Origin of the sequence: Arcicella rigui (assembly GCF_034929435.1) — a bacterium.
In the GTDB taxonomy this organism is placed as follows: domain Bacteria; phylum Bacteroidota; class Bacteroidia; order Cytophagales; family Spirosomataceae; genus Arcicella; species Arcicella rigui.
Window position 1 is genome coordinate 17,622 of the sequence record NZ_JAYFUM010000023.1, and the last position, 21,318, is coordinate 38,939.

At 37.3% G+C, this 21,318-nt stretch carries 12 protein-coding genes; 8 read left to right on the forward strand and 4 right to left on the reverse strand.

Annotation, left to right across the window (positions count from 1 at the left end; translation table 11 throughout):
- The first annotated feature begins 219 nt into the window (after window positions 1–219).
- From VB248_RS17880 to VB248_RS17900, 5 genes are all read left to right on the forward strand, one after another.
- Complete coding sequence (locus tag VB248_RS17880) at window positions 220–1,125, forward strand: AraC family transcriptional regulator (protein ID WP_323298182.1); 906 nt, start codon at window positions 220–222, stop codon at window positions 1,123–1,125.
- A gap of 159 nt (window positions 1,126–1,284) precedes the next feature.
- Window positions 1,285–2,307, forward strand: coding sequence for an efflux RND transporter periplasmic adaptor subunit (locus tag VB248_RS17885; protein ID WP_323298183.1), 1,023 nt, complete (start codon window positions 1,285–1,287; stop codon window positions 2,305–2,307).
- Window positions 2,308–2,615: 308 nt separating this feature from the next.
- Window positions 2,616–5,738 (forward strand): efflux RND transporter permease subunit, encoded by a 3,123-nt coding sequence (locus tag VB248_RS17890; protein ID WP_323298184.1) that lies wholly within the window; start codon window positions 2,616–2,618, stop codon window positions 5,736–5,738.
- A 130-nt stretch (window positions 5,739–5,868) separates the two neighbouring features.
- Complete coding sequence (locus VB248_RS17895; protein ID WP_323298185.1) at window positions 5,869–7,155, forward strand: TolC family protein; 1,287 nt, start codon at window positions 5,869–5,871, stop codon at window positions 7,153–7,155.
- A 4-nt stretch (window positions 7,156–7,159) separates the two neighbouring features.
- The gene (locus VB248_RS17900) at window positions 7,160–7,753 is read left to right on the forward strand and encodes a TetR/AcrR family transcriptional regulator (RefSeq protein ID WP_323298186.1); all 594 of its coding nucleotides are present in this window, start codon (window positions 7,160–7,162) and stop codon (window positions 7,751–7,753) included.
- Between the two features lie 196 nt (window positions 7,754–7,949).
- On the opposite strand, the gene VB248_RS17905 is transcribed toward VB248_RS17900, so the two are convergent.
- Complete coding sequence (locus VB248_RS17905) at window positions 7,950–11,588, reverse strand: family 78 glycoside hydrolase catalytic domain (protein ID WP_323298187.1); 3,639 nt, start codon at window positions 11,586–11,588, stop codon at window positions 7,950–7,952.
- Between the two features lie 278 nt (window positions 11,589–11,866).
- Window positions 11,867–12,916 carry a sugar phosphate isomerase/epimerase family protein gene (locus VB248_RS17910; protein ID WP_323298188.1) on the reverse strand — a complete coding sequence of 350 codons (1,050 nt, stop codon included), beginning with the start codon at window positions 12,914–12,916 and terminating at the stop codon, window positions 11,867–11,869.
- Between the two features lie 406 nt (window positions 12,917–13,322).
- Here VB248_RS17910 and VB248_RS17915 point away from each other — a divergent pair, with 406 nt between their 5' ends.
- Window positions 13,323–13,691, forward strand: a complete 369-nt coding sequence (locus VB248_RS17915; protein WP_323298189.1) for a hypothetical protein — start codon at window positions 13,323–13,325, stop codon at window positions 13,689–13,691.
- Window positions 13,692–14,072: 381 nt separating this feature from the next.
- The gene (locus VB248_RS17920) at window positions 14,073–14,420 is read left to right on the forward strand and encodes a hypothetical protein (protein WP_323298190.1); all 348 of its coding nucleotides are present in this window, start codon (window positions 14,073–14,075) and stop codon (window positions 14,418–14,420) included.
- Between the two features lie 761 nt (window positions 14,421–15,181).
- Here the strand turns inward: VB248_RS17920 and VB248_RS17925 are convergent.
- Both VB248_RS17925 and VB248_RS17930 read right to left on the reverse strand, forming a co-directional pair.
- Complete coding sequence (locus tag VB248_RS17925; protein ID WP_323298191.1) at window positions 15,182–17,989, reverse strand: DUF7133 domain-containing protein; 2,808 nt, start codon at window positions 17,987–17,989, stop codon at window positions 15,182–15,184.
- Between the two features lie 262 nt (window positions 17,990–18,251).
- Window positions 18,252–20,141, reverse strand: coding sequence for a peptidase U32 family protein (locus VB248_RS17930; RefSeq protein ID WP_323298192.1), 1,890 nt, complete (start codon window positions 20,139–20,141; stop codon window positions 18,252–18,254).
- 354 nt (window positions 20,142–20,495) lie between these two features.
- On the opposite strand from VB248_RS17930, the gene VB248_RS17935 reads away from it, so the two are divergent.
- A complete protein-coding gene (locus VB248_RS17935) occupies window positions 20,496–21,317 on the forward strand; it encodes an SGNH/GDSL hydrolase family protein (protein ID WP_323298193.1) in 822 nt (273 codons plus the stop codon).
- Window position 21,318: the final 1 nt, after the last annotated feature.

Genomic DNA, 21,318 nt, shown 5'->3' on the forward strand with positions numbered 1-21,318 from the left:
AACAGAATTTTCTGTACTAAACAAAGCACTCATAACGAGACTTTTACTGTTTTTTATTGCTATTCGGCATCAAAGCCATAGTAACAGCAAACAATAATTAAGCAAAATTTTCCTTTTGGGGATGATACATTCTGTAAATTACATTTTTTATGTGGCTAACGATGAACTATTTGTAAGGAGTGTTGAGTTGTAAATCTATTGTATTAGCATATAAATCGCATGGCAAAAAAGTCAAAAGATATACCCGTCTTTAAATTACTTGATTTTGTAAAAGAGCATTCTATTGATGCAGATGCTTTTTCAAATGATTTCATCATCAAAATAGATACGGAGGTTTACGAAAACGAAAAGATTGATTACCTGTATAGAACAGAGTTTTTCTTTGTGGTTTTAGTACTAACGGGAGAAATAACCTTGAACATCAACAATCAAGATTATATTGCAAGTAAGCATCAATTAATCATGACTACTCCGAACGATACCAAGCGTTCGGTACATGCTACGAAGGGGGCTATGATTTCGGGGGTTGCTTTTACGCCTAATTTCCTGGGGCAAATTTCTGAGATTAAAAACCTTCCCGAAGTATTTAATTATATTTCGTATCAAGGTTCGCCATTGTGGTTTCCTGATGAAGAAGATTTTATACGCATGAAAGAATTGATGGAGCATTTGTCTTTTAGGTATCTTCATCAAAGCGAGCATCCTTTTGGGAAAGATATTCTCAAGAATCTTTTCAATATTTTCCTTTACGAGCTTGGAGGCATCGCACAAAAATATGCACCTGTCAAAAATGCTACTTTTACCAGAAAAGAACATTTGGTGATGCAGTTTGTAAATATGCTCCAAAAAAAGTTTAAAGAACACAGAAATGTACAATACTACGCCAACGAACTCAATATCAACCCCAAGTATTTGACACAGACCGTAAAAGAGGTTTCGGGTAAAAGTGCTGGCGAGCTTATTGATGATTTTGTGATTCAAGAATCAAAACTTCTATTGACAGATGCAAGCCTCAGTATTTCAGAGGTTGCGGATATTTTGCATTTCAGCGACCAGTCTTTTTTTGGGAAATTTTTTAAACGACACACAGGTTTTTCACCTTCAGAATTTAGAAAAATAGAATAATTGGTTCATTTTTCTGCTAAAACTGACATCATTATAACAAAACTTACTTTTTGACCAATCTTGGAGAATTTCAGACCTTTTGAATAGGCATAATAATATGGAATTTTGTTACATCAATTCTTAACAAGTCAACAATAATTCTCTATGATCAAATCAAGTTTGACACAGGTACTCCCATTGGTGGTGTACACTGTGATGCTATCCTCTTGTGGCAATAAACAACCAGAGCAACAACAAAGCAAAAGTTTAGTACGAGTAAGTACGCAAGAAGTTCAACAAATTAACCGTATCCAAAGCTTATCATACACAGGCTCTATCGAACCCGATAATACCAGTAGAATTGGCTTTGCCGTAGCAGGAGTAATCAATCAAGTGGTAGCCAAAGAAGGGCAATTTGTGCGACAAGGACAGCTTTTGGCAAGTATAGATGCCACAGAGTATGAAAATGCTTTAATTATTGCCAAAGCAGGACTCGAACAGGCAGAAGATATGTATCAGCGTCTTAATGATTTATATCAAAAAGGAAGTTTGCCTGCAAAAGATTTTATTGATATTAAAACCAAAGTCGCCCAAGCACAAGCCAACAAAAACATCAATACAAAGCATATTGCTGATAGCAAATTGTATGCTCCTATTTCGGGGATTATTACCGAAAAACTTGTTGAAAAAGGAAGTATGGCAGCCCCAGGAGTACCAGCATTTAGTATTATCAAAACCGATAAAGTTTATGCTAAAATTACCGTTCCAGAGGCTGAGATTGGTAACTTTAAACAAGGAATGGTAGCGTCGATACATATTCCAACCCTCGGCGAGTCGCTCAAAGGTACTGTGGCAATTATTAACCCTCAGGCAGATGCTATCTCAAAAACTTATATCGTTAAGATTCAGCTAAACAACACCCAAAATCGTATTTTGCCCGGTATGAATACCACCGTAGATATTCAGCCGAACCGAGTAGTGCCAGCCCTTACGATACCTGCCAACGCCGTAGTTCGTGATGCTGACGATATTACTTATGTGTATGTGATGAATGGCGACAAAAAAGTACAAAGAAAAAGAGTAACAGTTGGCTCGCTGATAGGAACTAAAGAAGTAATCGTGAAAGAAGGTTTGAACCTCAATGAACGCATTGTGGTAGAAGGACAGTCTAAATTACACGATGGCTCTGAGGTACAGTTGTAATCACTTCATACCAACGCTTTTGCTTAATCGCAAATAGACTCTTTAAGTTTTAATGAATATTTACTGTAACCAATTTGTGCTAAATCTATCAAAGATTTAGGTGTTATCATATTGCCTAACAGATTCATTATTAGCTAAATAAGGGATTTATCTAAATCCTCAGAAGAGCCGTTTGCCGATTTCAATACTCCATTTTATTTATACGAAAAAGACTCATGAAACGTCCGTGCCAAAAAGTTTGATATACAGAGCTTTGATTGGGCGTTCCATCTGAAACCTTTTAAAAAATGACTGAACATTAAAATCAGATGAAAAAACGAACTATAAATTTTATTGAGGCAGCCATGCGTTACAAACAAGTAACAATTGTGATTACCGCCCTGCTTTTGCTTTTCGGAGTATATTCTTTGAGGAATATGCCAAGAGCAGAAGACCCCAAAATAGAAACGCCCGTAGCGATGGTGTATGCGTTTTACCCCGGTGCAGACGAGTCACAGATGGAAAAACAAGTAACTTCCAAAATTGAACAGTTTCTCTTTTCTTTTGAAGAAGTCAATAAACAAAAAACAAAATCACAAACACGTGACGGGCAAGTATTTATCACGGTTGAATTACATACAAGTATCAAAGACCGTAAAAAGTTTTGGGCTACCTTACAACATGGACTCAATACTACGCTGCGGTCGTCGATACCCTCGGGCGTAATCGGTCCTATCGTAAATAGTAATTTTGGCGATGTGACTGCCCAAATTATTGCGGTTTCGTCCTCGACCAGAAGTTATGCTGAATTGAAGCAATACCTTGATAAAATGGAAGACGCACTTAAAACGATTCCAGAAGTATCAAAAATAAACCGTTCGGGAGAGCAACGTCAGCAAATTTATGTGACTATCGACGACAAAAAAATACAACAGTATGGTTTCGACATCGGAACAATTGTGAAAACCTTGCAAGGACAAAATATTACTCAGTATTCTGGAGAAGTAACGGTACAGTCAAACACGATTCCGATATTTACCCAAAGTCAATATCATACACAAGAAGAGATAGCGAATCAACTTATTTATACTACGCCAAACGGCGAACAAGTACGACTAAAAGATATTGCGTATATAGAAAGACGGTATGAGGAAGAATCATCATTTATCCGCATTGGCAAAGATAAAGTAATGCTCATTTCAACTGAAATGCAGCCGGGAAATAACATCGTAGAATTTGGCGAAAAAGTGGATGCTCAATTAGCGGAGCTACAAAAATCTTTTCCTGATGACATCAAAATTGAGAAAATCGTAAACCAGCCAGCCGTAGTGGACGAAAGTATCAATCACTTTATGATAGAATTTGGCATGGCCATTGCCTCTGTTATTATTGTTGTAATGCTTCTATTACCTCTCCGAATGGCAGCGGTTTCATCAATAGCCGCCCCCATTGCGATTTTGATTACCTTTGGTTTGATGAATATGATTGGTGTAGAACTTCATCAAGTATCCTTAGCCGCCTTGATTATCGTACTTGGTATGGTGGTAGATAACGCCATTGTGGTAGTAGATAATTACATAGAAAAACTTGATGAAGGCTTAACGCCTTGGACAGGTGCTTGGCAAGCTGCCACACAGCTTACTTTACCAATCTTTACGGCAACATTAGCGATTATTTTTGCATTCGCTCCTTTAGCCTTTTTTATGAATGGGATTGCTAAGGATTTTATGGCATCATTGCCAGTTACGGTAGCCATCGCCCTGATTACTTCTATGCTTGTAGCCTTGTTTTTAACACCTTATATGTGTTATGTATTTATCAAAAAAGGCTTAAAACATACAGTATCTGACCGTCCGCCTCGAAAATCGCTCTTAGACCATCTCCAAAATCTCTTCAATATCAGCGTTGAGTTTTGTTTTAGATGGCCGAAACTTACGATGCTTTCTGCATTAATAGCTGTTTTACTGGCTTTTGTGATTGCAGGAAAAGTAGATCAGGAATTTTTTCCAACCAGTGAAAGAAATCAGTTTAATATCGAAATTTGGATGCCCGACGGTACAGCCTTGAACGAAACTGATAAAAAAGTTTCAGAGGTTGAGGCAATTCTAAAAAAAGATAAAAGAGTATTAAGTATCGCCAGTTTTGTGGGAACAAGTTCGCCAAGATTTCAAACTTCTTATGCTCCCGAAATTCCAAGAAGAAACTTTGCTCAACTCTTTATTACTACCGCCAGTAATAAAGCTACCGACGAAATTGTAAAGGAATATCGCCCTAAGTTTGAAGGTTTTATCAGAGATGGTTATGTACGTTTTCGCCAGCTAAGTTTTCAGGAAGGTTCTCCTATTGCCGTTAGAATTATTGGCAATAATATCAGAGACCAAAAGCGTGTTGCCGAACAGATAGAGGCGATTTTGGAAAAAGCCAAAGGAACAAACTGGGTAAGAAATGATTACGAAAATGATTATTTAGGCGTTAGTCTAAAAATCAATGAGGAAGCTGCCGCTCGCTTGGGTGTTCCGCACCAAGTAATTACACAAACCCTCGGAGCTGGATTAAAAGGATATGCCGTTTCGCAACTTTGGGAAGGCGATCAACCAGTGGATATTTTACTACGCTATGCTACCGACAATCGTAAAGACATCAATGCCCTTGGCGATTTGCATTTAAGTACGATTTACGGTAAAAAGATTGCTTTAAGAGAAGTAGCCGAACTGTCACCTTCATGGCACACGGGCGTAATTGCACATCGCAATGGGCTTAAAACCTTGACGGTTCTTGCTGAGGCTCAAAATGGCATCAGGGCTTCGGTGATTTTGAAAGAAGTACAACCACAAATAGAAAAGCTTGATTTACCACAAGGAATCAGCATTCAGTACGGTGGTGATGCTGAATCTAATCAGGAAAATATGCCCGGAATGCTCACAGCACTTTCAGTAAGTTTGATTCTGATTTTTGCTACGCTTTTATTTCAATTCAAGAGTTTAGGAAAAACGCTGATTATTCTGGCTACTTTCCCTTTGAGTTTGTTAGGGGCTTTTTTAGGATTGTACTTAACCAACAACCCTATCGGTATGACGGCATTTATGGGTGTCATTAGCTTAATCGGGATTGTGGTTCGAAATGGAATTATATTGGTAGATTATGCAGACGAACTCGTTTTGGAACATCATTACAGTATCAAAGCCGCCGCTTTGGCTTCTGCAAAACGAAGAATGCGTCCTATATTCCTAACTTCGGCAGCGGCAGCGGTAGGGGTTATCCCGATGATTATCGGAAAGTCGCCACTTTGGGCTCCATTAGGTAGTGTATTGGCTTTTGGACTAATTATCTCGATGATACTTACGCTATTCGTAATACCTGTATTGTACTACCGATTTGTGAAACCTGTTCCTGCTCCAGATGATGAAATCGACTCTAATGTAGAAATACAGTACAAGCCCGAACATTTATAAGAATATTATATCGAAACCTGTCATTGCTCAAAATTTTTAGCAAGAGTCAAATTCACAACTGATTGATTTTAGTAGAGTTTTGACTCATAAGCAACTCAATGTTTGAGCTGACAATCCAACTATAAAACCAATGAAATTACTTCATAAATTTTATCGAGTACTATTAACGACTGTACTAATCGTAAAGGTATTCCCCAACAATGCCCAAACGCCAACGTACTCTTTGGAAGAATGTAGGCAAATGGCATTAAGTCAAAATAAAAAAATAAAGGCGGCTCAATTCCAAATCGAAGCTTCGAAAGTAGCACGTGATGCCAGCAAACTGAACGATAGACCCAATATTGATGCCTCTGTGATAGGGTTACACGCAGGAAAACCTCTGAATCAATTACTCCCCAGTGTTTTGGGGAGTGGTTCTCTTGTAGTTTCACAACCTATTTACACAGGTGGACAAATAAAACTGGGTATTGATGCTAACAATAAAGCCATTGAAATCACAGAGGGACAAAAAGCAATTACCGAAGCCGAACTTTTGCTATCGGTAGAAAGTGCCTACTGGCAAATTGTGCAAGTAAAAGAAAAAATTGTGTTGGCTCAGAAGTATAAAGAGATGCTTTTGCAATTGCAAAAAGAGCTAAAAAATGCCGTAGATGCAGGTTTGACTTATAAAAATGACTTATTGAGAGTAGAGGTAAGTCTCAACGAAGCTGACCTAAATATCACAAAAGCACAAGATGGATTGATATTAGCCAAGTTGAATTTGGCACAAATACTGGGGCAATCTAATCAAGTGGATTTCAATATCGCCGACGAAGTAAATACCTTTAGCTACGAATTGCTTGCTAAAAAAGTAAGCAATGCAGAGGAATTGAGACCCGAAATACAGGTATTAAATAAGGTTATGGAACTTGAGCATATCAAAACTTCGCTGATAAAAGCAGAACACAAGCCACAATTAAGTTTTGTTTTAACAGGATTTACTTCGGTAGGAAATAAGGTTAATTTTTCTAACGGCGAAAACTCATTATCTTCTTATTTAGGATTGCTGAATTTTTCTATTCCAATTTATGATTGGGGGAAAAATGCACAAAAAGTAAAAGAGCAAGAACTGAAAATACAAGCTAAAAAATGGGAACTGGAAGAAAGTAAAGAATTGATTAATCTTCAAGTTCAGAGTGCGTGGATTCAGTTGAACCAATCATTAAAGAAAATTGATTTGACCAATTTGTCAATCAAACAATCGGAGGAAAACCTAAGATTGACCAACGACCGCTATAAAGCTGGAACAATTACAGGCAAAGATGTCCTTGAAGCACAAGTTATTTGGCAACAGGCCTATTCGAGTCATATCGACGCAAAAGTGGAGTACAAAGTAAGTTTAGCAAATTATAAAAAAGCCATCGGCGAAATAAAATGAAAGTATGACAAGCAAACAAATCTTTATTTTGGAAACAGCTCAATTGATGTTTGCTAAACATGGTATCAAAGCTGTGACAATGGACGATATTATCTGTGAGTGTGGTATCTCAAAAAGGACTTTGTACATGTACTTCCCTTCAAAACATAGTTTGATAGTAAAGATCGTGGAATCTTTACTGACAAAGGTTGAGCAGGCGTTCAAAATATGTCCCTTGGTTTCGCCAAGTGCTATTATCGAACTACAAACATTTTTTGAAGAAATCCAAAAGTACTTTGCTAAACTCACAACATCATTTTTAAAGGATTCGAGAGTCTATTTTCTGGAAGCGTATCAAATGCTCATCAGTTTTTTAGATAGTAAACTTTTGCCTTATATTGCTCAGAATATAGCAAGGGGCAAATCTGAATACTTATATCGGCAAGAGTTAGATATTACGGCTTCGGCTGAACTGTATGTTTGGATGCTCAAGAACTTACTCAACGATAGCTTTTTACAAAATGAATGTAATAGGTCTGATTTTATAAAGGGCTTAAATAATTTCTTCCTCAAAGGACTTCTCAACACTTATGGACAAAAAATGGCGATAGGTATATAGTTTTACATCTCTTGATTATCAAGTGTAATGGTGACAGAAGTCTTTTATAGAAAGACTTCTGTTTTGTATTTTTTCCTTTCTACTTTACTTCTAAAGGCTCAAATTGTCTATTTTACAAAATTTAGCTCGTTTTCCTAAAAACAAAAAGGTCTAAACTGCAAGTGCTATTCAGACCTTTTTGCTAAATCAAGAATGACTACTGTACTTCAAATTGATAAGAACCTGAAACTAATGTCATTTTTACTTGATTGTTTTCTATACTTACTTGACTAATTCCTTTCACTTGTGTAATGGCTTTTCCGCCTTCTTTTACATTTGCAATGCTGTTGGCTGGCAAATAGAGTGTGGCGGTTGTATTGGCTGGAATGCTTGTTTTATACACAAAAGTATTGCCTTCATAACGCCATTCACTACTGATTTTTCCATACACTGAATCATAATATCCTTTTGCCCAAGTCATTACTTTGTCAGGGTCGGGCGTTGGTTTTAGAACGATGGCTTTGAAGGCAGCCTTTTCTGGACTTCTCTGAATGCCCAAAGAATAATTATTCATCCAAGCCGCTACTGCTCCGAAAGAGTAATGATTGAAAGAGTTCATGCTATTATTGCCTCCAAAACCATTTTCTACGGTATAAGAATTTAGTCTTTCCCAAATAGAAGTAGCTCCGTTTACAACCGAATACAACCAAGATGGATACTTAGTTTGTTGTAAAAGTCTGTAAGCATTGGCTGAATTTCCATTTTCAGAAAGTGCTTCTGAAATAGAAGCCGTTCCGATAAAACCTGTCATCAATGAATATTCTGGACGTTCTACGCCAAGGTCGTCTTTGTTTTTTCTTTGAATACTTTCATTCAAATTTTGAATGGCATAAGCTTTGTTTGTTTCATCGAAAACACCCAAATCCAAAGGAATGGCATAAGATGCCTGCGTATCAATCAATGTACCTTTATCAGATTTTCCACGAGTATCCGCTTCGTTTGGAGCAGGTATAAAACCTGTTTTAACCCCTGATTTTACGGTTTTGTGCGAATTTTTATCGACATACACTTCATTGAAAATTTTCTTTATTTCCTCATAACGTGTTTTGAAAGCGGTTGCATCTGCTGTTTTTTGTAGAATCTTCGCTACTTTATTCATAATTTCTAAATCATAAGCAAAGTACGCCATCCAAAATAAAGTATTATCGTTTTTATTTCCTTCTGGACTCAACCAGTCGCCCAATGGGCCTTCGTTCAAAATACCAGTCGTTTTATCTACTTTACTTTCTAAAAACTGAATGTAGCGTTTCATGGCATCGTAATGCTCTTTCAACAATTGTACATCGCCATATTGCTGATAAGTTTCCCAAGCAACCACAATACCCGCACTTCCCCAAAGTGTACCGCCAAAACCGCCACCCATCGGAGCAACGTCTGTGAATCTGCCACTTTCCGCTTGTACATCACGCATTGCCAAAAGGTGTCTTCTCAAAAACAAATCTGAGTTGGTAAGATAAGTAGCACTTTTCGAGAATACTGAAATGTCACCGCTCCAGCCCATGCGTTCGTTACGAGCAGGCGTATCGGTTGGGATTGAAAGGAAATTACTTCTCAGCGACCAAGTAATATTTCTCCAAAGTTTGTTGACCAAGTCGTTTGAAGTTTCATAAATTGAACTCAATTCTTTGACCGAACTAATCACCAAACCTTTTACATCCGCCACTGGAATCACTTCATCAATACCAGTTAGCTCAAGATAACGATAACCGTGGAAAGTAAATCTTGGTTGAATGATTTCGTCACCACCTTTTAAGATATACATATCTTGTGTCAATGCCGCTCTGATGTTTTCCATCATTACCATTCCTTCATTTCCTTTATAGTCGGGAAGATTCGGATATTTTACTTCTGCATATCGTAGCGTAATAATTTGTCCTTTTTTCCCATTTTTAATCAAGATTTTCGGAAAACCAACCATATTTTGACCCATGTCATACACAAATATTTTCGGACGAACTTCTTCTACACTTTGGGCAATCATCGTTTTTACAATGCTGGCATTATCGCCCATTTGACCTACAATTTTACAATCTTGATAATCTAAGGTAGATTTTCTACCCATAAAATCCGTGAAAGTTCCTTTGTATGCAGTTCCTTCTAATGGTACTTCAACCGACGCTTTCCAAGCATTATCGTTGTAATTGGCTGTTGTCCAATCTTTAATCAATTCCTCTTTGTTAGCGTCATAGACTTCGCCTTGGAAATAACTTCCATAGCGAATTGGACCGTCGTTGAAAAACTTCCATTCTTTCGGATTTGAAGTAATTACTTGTTCTGAACCATCTGAATAGGTTATGACCAATTTTGTCAAAAGCGATTGACGGTCGCCAAAATAATTCCAACTTTCTCCACTGTAAGTAATGTTTCCACTCCACCAACCTTCACTTAGCCAAGCACCTATCGCATTTTTTTCGCCTTGTTTCAATGCCGAAGTAACATCGTAAGTTTGGTACAAATGGTGTTTGTTGTACTGTGTAAGTCCAGGATTAAAGTAATCGTTGCTAACTCTTTTCCCATTCAAATACATTTCATAAATACCTCTTGCGGTTACGTATAAGCGTGCATTTTTGATGGCTTTCGCTTGCGTAGCAAAAGTACTTCTAAGCATTGGAGCGGCATTTTTACTGGGGTTTGCTAAAATCAACGCACCGCCAGAAACAGCGTAAGTACCATTTTCAATACTTAATTTTTCAGCTTTAAAAATGCCTGAATAATTACTATTCGTCAACTTTTCAGTAAAAAGTGTATTGGAAGGAAAACGGAAATTCTTGATTTCAAGCTCAGAAAAATAGGCTTTCTGATTCTCATTTGTCTGAAAACCAATGTCTGCCAACATCGGAAAACTGATGTAATTATTACCACTTCCAACAGGGTTCAAGTTGAAACCTCTTTGAGCAAAAGGCGAAGTAGGAGCTGCATTTTTATCTTTCAACAAATTTCCCGCTTTTGTGCCATCTACAAAAAACTCAAAAACACCAAAGTTACATTCTACATAAATTTTATGTTTTTCGTACTTATTGGCTTGGTTGATAAGCGTTTGAGGAATGTCAAAAGATTTAAAAATCTTATCTTTTGAGTCCGTTTTATCATAACCAACTCTGTAAATATTCAATTTTGCCAAACCATCAGCAGCGTCGGAAACGTTTACGATGTCTAATTCCAAGGCGATATAGCTTTGGTTTACACCATTTTGTACCGCCATTAAATTCAGATTTTTATCCAACAAACGACGGTCGTTTCCACCAAAAACAAAAGCCGCTTTGGTTGAATTGGAAGCTTTGTCGAGCTGAACGGCATATTGAAATTTATAAACCGAAAGGTATTGCGAGAATAAAACCAAGTCTTCGTCGCCACCGCCAATCCATTTTGCCCCAGACCAAGCCGATAAATCTGGATTGGGGTTCATCAAGCCTGTTTCAAACCATGAAGTATTGCTACTCATTTGGTTGAAATTATCCCAAACGTTTACTTTCCAAGTATAGCGAGTGGTGGCTTTTAGGGGAGTTCCGGCGTACTCAATGCCATGCGAAAGGTCGGAATTTACTTTTTTTGAATCCCAAACAATTTGGTTTTGGGCATCCGAAACGATGATTTGATAAGCCTTTTGAAAATATCCTCTTTTCTGGACATCCGAAACTTTCATTTGCCAAGCAAAATGCGGATTGGGGATGTCGATACCCAAAGGATTAGCTTGATAATCAACCGTTAAATTGTCGATAGAAACGTTGGCAAAAGCATTTCCAAGCAATGAAATAAAGAAGAGAAAAGTAAGCCAACGGGCTTTCTGTTTAAGCATTATTTTAATGTTTTTAAGATTGTATAATAGAAATAGCTGTGAGCCGTAAGCTGTGAGCTATGAGCTGTGAGCTATTAGCTCGAGTTTAAGCAATCCATTATTAAATGAAAAGCCTCATGTTTAAATACTCAAAGCTTATAGCTCACGGCTCAAAGCTCATAACTCACAGCTCATAACTCACAGCTCATAGCTCACAGCTTACGGCTCACAGCTCAAAACTTTCCAATTTATCAAATCTTAGTATTTCAACCTCTATGTACCTACCTGTTTACTAAAACTTAGCTTAGGGCTTTTCTACAATACTCTACGCATCTTTTTACTTCCGCAACTGAAGTAGAACCTTCAGGAATTTTGTACTCCAACTCTACCGTAGCAGGGAAATTATACTTTTGGGTTTTCATCAAATTCAATACCTCTGTAATAGGCGTATCGCCTTGTCCCCATAGCACATTGCCTTTACCATGCTCTGGCGTTTGGCGGTCTTTGATGTGCATACTGACAATTTTATCATGCTTTTGTTTGATAAAATCCAAAGGATTCTGATTGCCAGCCGCCACAAAATGTCCTAAATCAATATTCAAAGCATTCGCTGGTGACTGTGCCAAAGCAGTATCCCAGAAAGTAGGCGTTTGCTGTTCGTGACCATGATAGCCCACTTTGATACCGTACTTTTGGGCAATTGTTCCCAATTTTAAAGTATGGGCATCATTACTTGGGTGTTCGAGCGTCACTTGACTTGCACCCAATGCTCTGGCGGCTTTCATGCCATATTCAATTTCAGCATCCGTATTTTGCATTCCGAAAGCATTCGGTTTGAAAGCATAAATTTTCACACCTGCATCATTGTACATCTTACGAACCTGCTCAAACTTATCCATCGAAGCCGACAAACGCCATTTACTTACTTCGGCATTATAGGCTTTCATTTGCGTTTCTGCTTCTGCCAAAGTTTTTTGTTCGTCTTCGGTAAGTTCTTTTTTCTCACTTCTTTTTCTCATCAATGGGAAAAACGAACGCATATCCACTGGATTTTTAGGTTTTCCTGCAAAAGACTCTGCCGGGTCGCCCATCAATTCAATGGCACTTACGCCAGCATCCAGCACATATTTAAGCGTAGCTTCCGCACTTTGGTCGGGCATATCTCTGAAAGAATAAGTAATAACGCCAATTTGTACTCCATTAATGAGCGAGTTGGGTTGATTGAGATGGCGAATAATGGCAGGAGCAGCCCAGATTTTGTTAGCTCCTAATACGGCACCAGCAACCAAAGCCGAAGTAGTTCCTAAAAACTGGCGGCGAGAAGATGATGAGCTTTGTTCGTTTTTCATGTTGTTCAGTTTTAGTGTTTTGATACGGTTGAAATATCTTTCAAAAGAAAGTACAAAAGCAATCTATTTTAATTATTCTTAGATATAATTGTACAATAAATTGCATTTTCTCAAAAGTAATTCATTTATCATAAAAAAACAGCCGAAAAACGACAAGTGACAGAGAATAACAGATAATCAAGCCTATTGCTTCGATTTATTCAGCACTTGTAAATATTAAAGTATCAGAAATTTTCCTCAGTTTAGAAAGGCTGATATTCTTGATATTTGATAGATTTGTAAAGTAAGATTTTTAAGTGGTTGTAGGAGTGCTTTGTTTAATTAACGACCAGTTGGAGAATGTTGTATTATTTGTAACTAAAGAAAATGAGGGTTTTCATAAACGATACCCTAAATAAAAGAAACAATGATAAAAATATTTTTAAAATTCGTAGGCTATATTTTACTCAAATGGCTATGTTTTTATATTTATGAACTTGCTGTGAATGGGTTTAAATGGAATTCAAAAGCAAATAAGGAAGGGTACATTTTAGCAGCAATTATGTTATTTACACTGCCATTATTAGAAATTATCGTACTCATTTCACCTATTCATTTTGCCTTAAAACAAAAAGGATGTATAATGATTTCTATTCTAATTTTTGCTTTTCTGTTAGAGTTTATGATGAGTTGGTATACAACAAACCAACAAATTCAAGTTTGGATGTTCGTCAAAATGATTTTGAGTATAGGGCTTTTCTATTATTTGTATAGAAAGGAATTGACGAAAAGTTAAATCATAAAAAAGCCCCCTTACTCGGCGTAGTTTTTCACTACGTCGTTGTGTTCGCCAATCTCATGATTGGTAAGATGCGATAGCATTTTATAAAGTGTTGAATAGGTAAAATTCGATACTTTTACTAAAATGGACTTTTTGTACCAAGCTGATCATGAAGCTTTTATTACTTTAGGGTCGCAGGAACGCTTCGCTTAACCAACGACCAGTTAATATTTCCGATAATGGAGCATATAGGTAGTAAAGTATGGAAAATTTAAATTTTACAGAAACTGGTAATAAGCTATTAGAGATTGATTTGGTGAACATTGAAAACTTAATTAATATCAAATTACCGAATCAATATAGAGCCTTTCTCCCCTAACACACAACAAACAAGAAATGACAACTCAAGAATTAATCAAAACAGTTACAGCAACGAACTTTGACCTTATTTCTTTTAATGAGAGAGCATTAGGAGAGATACTTGTTAAATTCACAAGTAATAGAATTCAGTTACACGATATATATCAAACCCGTAGTGATATGTTTTCTGATGAAAATTTTCGCTTAAATTCTAATGATAAAGCTATTTACGAAGGGCTTAAAGATTCAGCTTTTGCCTTAAAAGAAAGTAAGTCTGATAAAATTTTATTTATTGAAGTGAAAACTAATGACAAGGATGAAATAAGTCTTTTTTTTGAAGATGACAGTAAACGATTTTTAGGATATATTTATATACATGAATAACTATACTCCATACAGTCATTGGCTCAGCGAAGCTTTATACCAACCAGACAGAGAGTTTTACCCCAAAAAAATGAAAAAGAAAATCATAGTACTCTCTCTGGTCGTTGGTTAAGCGAAGCGTTCCTACGACCTAAAAGTAAAAAAGAGCGTCTCGCTCGCAATTGGCTATAAAGAGAAGCATTTAACCATTTATGGGAAAAAATGGAATATCAATTGGATGCTTTTAGCATAAAACCCAAAAAGAAGGAAAATAACGAATAGGATAGATAATTATGCTTATCCAGAAATGATGGACGACAACAAAATGTGTAACTCCATAGGGGGCATAGATTCTATCGGGATTAGTTTGGTTGTAAACCTGTGATGCCGAAGGCATCAATCTAAATACATTTTCAATGAGAACAATCCCAAAGGGATTAAAGATTTATAGCTTAAATAATGTAAGACAACAAGAAGTGTGACCCCAACGGGGTCATAGAATCTATCCGAATTAGCTGAGTTATAAATCTGTGATGCCGTTGGCATCAAAAATATTCCTTCTGGTCGTTGGTTAAGCGAAGCGTTCCTACGACCCCAAACGGAGAAGAGCGTCTCGCTCGTAATTGGCAACAAGAAGAGAATTTATTATTTACAAATTCAAAATTGCGTGAGCATAGAAAGCATAAGTAATTTTAACTGATGTAGCTACCGAAATAGACCTTTCAGTCATCAACTGCCAGCAAATACTGACCGCTGATGACCGAAAGCTGAAAGCCATCATATTATTTCTGCCCATAAATCTTCAATTGCCTCATCGACCATGGAATGTCTTCTCCGTCTTTTACAGTATTTCCTTCTAATTTTATCCTCACAAACTTGGCTTTTGTAGCATTAAAAGTAATCGTATTATCTCCTTCTGTTCCTTTTTGAGCTTTCATATTTTCTTGCCAATTTGTCCCGTCCAAAGAAGTTTCTACCACATATTCTCTCGGATAGGTTTGAATAAATGGGATAGGAGTATTGGGTTTGAATTTCCAACCCTTAGGAAAATTTTGTGGAGCATTGAAATTTATTTCTGTTAAATCAAATACAGTAGGTAATTCAATTTGATACCACATTCCTTTTTCTTGCTTAATACCTGTTGACCAACCTTCATAAGTAAAGGCACTCAATGGAGAAACATTTCCACCGATACGAGTGGAAGCTGTATGACTGGCTGTTACTTTCAAGCCATCTTGGACTTGGATTTCCTTTGGCACTAATTTTAAAAGTTTATCGTGCTGATACATCGTTTTTTGTTCAGCCGTTTTGGCACGTACTTTAGCGACTTGCTGAGGCGTAATCAATGAAGCATCGTTCGACAAACCGTTTCGGATATACGAAACTACATCTGCTACCCATTCGTCAGACTGGTCTTTCATACTTGCCATTACGCCTGCGGTGTAGGTTTTGCCGTCAATTGCCCCTTCCATACCATGTAAAATTACTTTGATGGCATAATCTGGATGTGATTGAATCCTAAGCGAACCTGCCAAAGCTGGTGCCATTAGTTTTCCGCCACTTCCTGCGGGAGTTCCCATGCCATTATTCCCATGACATTGCGAACACAATTCATTATAAATCACTGCCCCTCTGGCCACTACTTCTTTCTGTCCTTTACTTAATTCTGGTGAACCAAATGGCCCCATATTCTGGGTTTTGGGCGGTGCGACGATTTGTTCTCCTACCAATTTTACGCCAGCAGCTTTGTTTTTCGCCATTGCCATTTTGATTTTATTATTCAAATCAGGCACATTTAAAAACTTGTTCGTCATCATCGCTTGAATAACAACATCCGTATTTGGGTCATTTAAACTTGCCGTGTAATTTGCTTCTAAACTTTTATCGCCAGCTTTATATAAAGTTTCGCTGGCACGCAAAGCCTGAATGCGTAGGCGAGGGGAGGAGTCTTTTAATAATTTTTGAACAAGGCTTGTTTTTAAAGCTCCCAAACCTTCTAATGACCACAAGGCTTGTATTCTGGCTTGCGTATTTTTGCTGTTCAATACCATGGCAGTTAAAGCAGGAACGGCAGTTAAATCTTTTCGTAAAACAATTAATTGTTGGGCGGCATCTCTACGCCAACCGTTTGGATGTTCGAGATGTTTTACCAAAGTAGCTGTACTTTCATTCAACATTTTTGGCTGATTTTTATCACGTTCTTTTCCGTCATAAGTAATTCGCCAAATTCTGCCCAAACCCACTACTTTATCTAATTGATACTGTTCAATTTTAGTCCGAAGATATGTTCCTTTTTGTGTCCATTGTCCTTCTTGAATAATGCCATGATACATATCCACAATGTACATTGTACCATCTGGGGCAGTTGCCATATCCACAGGTCTAAATAATGGATCGGTTGAACGCAGGAATTCAGATTTTTGGTCTTGATATACATTATGCAATGTCGTGAGTCCTTCGGTAACCACAGGATTAATTTGTCTGACAATTCTTGCCACAGGTTCACCATAAAAGTACTGTCCTTTGATATTTTCGGGAAGTCGGTCGCCACGGAAAACATCATTTCCTGCCGAACCCGTTACTCTGTTCAAAGAACCATCAGGCTGACGAACTTCGTCCATACCGCCCTGCATATCTGCAATTTTTACGGCTGCACCCCAAGGTACTTCAAAACCTTTGGCTAATTCATTGGGTACTTCAAAATTGCCATATTGAATCGGAAACTGAAAGTATGAAGGCACGCCACTTGCTCCGCCTTGAAACCAAAGTTTACCATCATCGTCTTGTGTAACTCCCCATTGAGCCCTGTTGAAACCTGTTTTTTCACGAATTACTCCGTTGGGCGTTTCTCTTACTCTAAAAGCATTTACTGTACTGTACAGCCAGTTGTCCATGCCATAATACATAAAAGCTTGCTGATGTTCAACATTGCCCGAACGACCGTATTTGGTCGTGAAAAGTTCTTTTTTATCCGCCTTTCCGTCGCCATTGGTGTCGGTATATTTATAAACGTTATCAGCGTCGGATTCCATCGTAAGGATACAATCTTTGCCATAAGGCAACACAAAACGAGGAAAAATTAAATGGTCGATAAAAGTTGTCCCTGTTTCATATACGCCATCGTTGTTTTTATCTTCCCAGCGTGAAATTCTACTGGTTGGCTCTAATTCATTCTTTGAATCGGCATCTAACATATACGAACGAAGCTCCAACACATACATTCTACCGTTTCCATCAAAAGCAATTGCTCCCGGTTGTTGAATAGCAGGTTCTGTAAGAATTGGTTGGATATGATAACCGGGAGGCAACAAAAATCTTTTACTTTCTTCATCAACCGTCAACGGTTGAACGGGTTGTTTCGGAGCTAAATCTATCCCTTTCCAGTTTTCATCATTAGGGTCAACACCTTCTGGAAGTTTTACTTTAGGGAGGCTGTCGGTCAGCATAATCGACAACTGATTGACCAAAGCTTTGCGTTTTTGTGGTTTCGAGATAATAAAAGAACAAAATACAATTATTAGCAAAGTAAAGAGCAAAGCAATCTTAATTTTCGGTTTTCGATAGTTAAAGGAGAGGAAATATTTTTTCATTTTTTTGAGATATAATTGTACAAAATGAGCAATATCCAAAAGTACCTATTTTAGACTAAAGTATTTGATAAAAAACGACCAGTACCTTATAATACCAGACAACTTAGCTTTTCTGTACGATTTTATCGGTTTGAAATGGCAAGAAGGTAACTTGTACTAATTATTGAACAGTTAAAACCCCCAAAGCGGTCGAAATTTTTTCAACAACTTTGGGGGGTTATAATATGTATTTCACAAATTTTACTCGCTACAAATAGCTTACTTATCTTCTTGCAACATAGCCAATTTGTTCGTCTTCATCTTCAAATTCAAGCTCTGCATCTTTTTCCCAAATTTCCATTTCGCAAGGCTTGCAATTAAACTTGAGCTTGTACTCATTTTCCCCATGTTTCAGTGTTAGGGGTTCTACCAGTTTTTCGCCCATCGTATCACGCTGGAATCTGGCACATTTACCTAATTCATATTTTACGCAGTACTTGGTTGTCATTACTCTTGCCTTGCCGGGGTCCCACTGCAATTCAAAAGCTTTTTCAATTTCAGTTACGCCATGTCTTTTATAAAAAGCTCTTGCCATTTTATTAGACACATTATAAGTAAAATCTAATTTAGATACTGGATAAGGGTGATCTGTTTTTGTAATCTGATACTCTTCACGATGATACTCTTGTACACGAATATCTACTAATTGCTCCAATACTTCTCTTCTGATTTCATTGACTTTTGAAATCGGTAGAAACCAGTTGTTTGAAAAAGTTACTTCTATTTCATCCACCATAAATGGCGTATTTCCTGTTTTTGCTAAATTCTTTTTGATATTTGGAATCACAGAATCAGGGTTTTTTGCCACTTCTTTATTGGTTTCAAGTTCCATGCTACATTGATGCCCGTCTTCATCTACCGCCAATAACTGGAAGCCCGCTTGGGTTTCGGTAAAGTATAAGTTTACACCAATTTTACGAACGGCACTATTTTCTTTTTCAACCATTTTGTTGAATTCGGCATCAGAGTTTCTGTAAATATCTGTGCCAATTGCTAATGGTTTAAAAGTATTAGGTATCACCAAATTATTGAAAATGATATTGATTTGAGCTCCATCTGCTTCGCCGTTTTCATTCACAAAATACAGCCCGTCGCCATTGTTGAGTAGCTCGTAGTTTTCAATCACATAACCATTGGCTTTGATTTCCAATACTTTACCGATGTATTGCCCTTTCGACTTCGGACTTTCCCAAGAACCAATTTTCTCTTTACGTTTATTGACAAAATAATCGGTATAACCACGGTTGAAACTTCTGTCCATTTCTGGCTCAAAATTATAGAAAGTTCTTCCCGATGAAGCCTTTTCGTACTTATCGCTACCTTCTAAAAAAGCATCTAATTTTTTACGCAAATAAGAAGTATTGTTTTTTACGTAAACGATGTCTTTTAGTCGTCCTTCTATTTTGAAAGAAGAAACGCCTGCTTCAATCAGATTGGGTAATTGGTCGCTAAGGTCTAAGTCTTTGATTGACAATAAGTGACTACTCTCAATCAAAGTTGTGCCTGTGCCGTCTATCAATCGGTAAGGTAATCGGCAGTTCTGAGCACAAGAACCACGGTTGGCACTGCGTTCGCCATTAGCAACACTCATATAACAATTACCACTAAACGACACGCACAAAGCACCCGATACAAAAAACTCTAATTCTACGTCAGTAGCTTCGTGAATTTCTCGTACTTGATCTAAATTTAATTCACGAGCCAACACTACTCTTTTCATACCAGCGTCTGCCAAAAACTTTACGTGTTTGGCATCTCTGTTATTGGCTTGCGTACTGGCGTGAATCACGATTGGCGGTAAATCCATTTCCATGATGGCCATATCTTGAATAATAAGGGCATCAACACCGATATTATACAATTCATAAATCAGTTTTCGGCATTGTTCAAGCTCGTTATCATACAAAATCGTATTGATTACCACAAAAACTTTCGCCTTGAATAAATGGGCGTACTTCACCATTTCTGCTACATCTTCCACAGAATTGGTAGCATTTGAACGAGCCCCAAACTGATGAGCTCCAATATATACTGCATCTGCCCCTGCATTAATGGCAGCCATTCCTTGATAAAGGTTTTTGGCAGGAGCAAGAATTTCGATTTTCCTTTTCATATAATTGAAAAAATAATAAAACACAAAGTTAAGACATAGAGGACAAAAAACTGGCTTGTTCTGAAAATAAGCTTCAATTTCTAAAGATTGTCCTTCAAAAAAATGCTCAAAAGCAATCGTCCAAGCCCTCCAAATACGGATGGAGAATTAATTAGCTATTTATAAATTGAAAATATTTATAAAAAATATACAGAAAGCACAATTTGTATGATGCTCAATGAAGGATTTGGAATTGCTGATTTCGGGTTTCGGATTTCAGTAATCATTCAATATTAGTTTTAGACAATAGGCAAATTTGAGCTTAAAGCAGATAAAATTAATTTTGCTCAACTACAATTACAAAACAATCGAAAAATGAAAAAACTTGTACTCTTATTGTTCATTGGCTTGTTCACAGCCTTTTCGCCCAAAAAAATTACATGGGTAGCCATCGGCGATTCTATTACTTATCTGAACGACCATCCGAACGAAACTGGCAATAGAATTACAAAAGGCTACATGAGCAGAATTGTAGAACAAAGACCTGATATTGAATACATTAATCAAGGACATAATGGCTGGACTTCGGTAAGGATTGCCGAACAAATCGAAAAACTGGGATTAGTGAAAGCAGATGTGTATTCTATTTTTTTAGGGACAAACGACTGGTGGGGCGGCAAAGCCTTGGGGACTTTGGCGGATTATCAAGGTAACACTGGCACAAATACCGTGTATGGAGCTTTCAGAATTATTATTGATAAACTCAAAAGTTTGAACCCCGACGCAAAAATCATTTTGATTACTCCTATGCAAAGAGTAGATTTTGTGTATATCGCCAATATGAAAAACAATGCTTATGGTTCGTATCGAGCCAAAAAAGATCAAGAATTATCGCAATTTGCTGATGCAATTATCAGTATTGCCAAGCTTGAAAATTACCCTGTGGTGGACTTGTATCATCATAAAAAATTGCATTTAGCAAAACTTGTGCATTTCAAACGCCTAAAAGACCCACAAACGGGTGCGTACAGAAATTATCCTTATCCAGATTTTATAGACGTACCTTTCAATCCAGAAACAGACGAATACCCTTATCCTTTAGAAGCAATTGATATGACTTACGACGGACTTCATCCATCCGATAAGGGCTATGAAGTAATTACAAAAAGTTTAATGAAAATCATGAAAAAGCTTTGAT

What these genes read in the sequence shown, in the direction of transcription:
- VB248_RS17920 (WP_323298190.1), top strand. Translation starts at nt 14,073, where the DNA reads ATGACAACTCAAGAATTAATCAAAACAGTTACAGCAACGAACTTTGAC.
- VB248_RS17900 (WP_323298186.1), top strand. Translation starts at nt 7,160, where the DNA reads ATGACAAGCAAACAAATCTTTATTTTGGAAACAGCTCAATTGATGTTT.
- VB248_RS17915 (WP_323298189.1), top strand. Translation starts at nt 13,323, where the DNA reads ATGATAAAAATATTTTTAAAATTCGTAGGCTATATTTTACTCAAATGG.
- VB248_RS17910 (WP_323298188.1), bottom strand. Translation starts at nt 12,916, where the DNA reads ATGAAAAACGAACAAAGCTCATCATCTTCTCGCCGCCAGTTTTTAGGA.
- VB248_RS17930 (WP_323298192.1), bottom strand. Translation starts at nt 20,141, where the DNA reads ATGAAAAGGAAAATCGAAATTCTTGCTCCTGCCAAAAACCTTTATCAA.
- VB248_RS17935 (WP_323298193.1), top strand. Translation starts at nt 20,496, where the DNA reads ATGAAAAAACTTGTACTCTTATTGTTCATTGGCTTGTTCACAGCCTTT.
- VB248_RS17895 (WP_323298185.1), top strand. Translation starts at nt 5,869, where the DNA reads ATGAAATTACTTCATAAATTTTATCGAGTACTATTAACGACTGTACTA.
- VB248_RS17905 (WP_323298187.1), bottom strand. Translation starts at nt 11,588, where the DNA reads ATGCTTAAACAGAAAGCCCGTTGGCTTACTTTTCTCTTCTTTATTTCA.
- VB248_RS17890 (WP_323298184.1), top strand. Translation starts at nt 2,616, where the DNA reads ATGAAAAAACGAACTATAAATTTTATTGAGGCAGCCATGCGTTACAAA.
- VB248_RS17925 (WP_323298191.1), bottom strand. Translation starts at nt 17,989, where the DNA reads ATGAAAAAATATTTCCTCTCCTTTAACTATCGAAAACCGAAAATTAAG.
- VB248_RS17880 (WP_323298182.1), top strand. Translation starts at nt 220, where the DNA reads ATGGCAAAAAAGTCAAAAGATATACCCGTCTTTAAATTACTTGATTTT.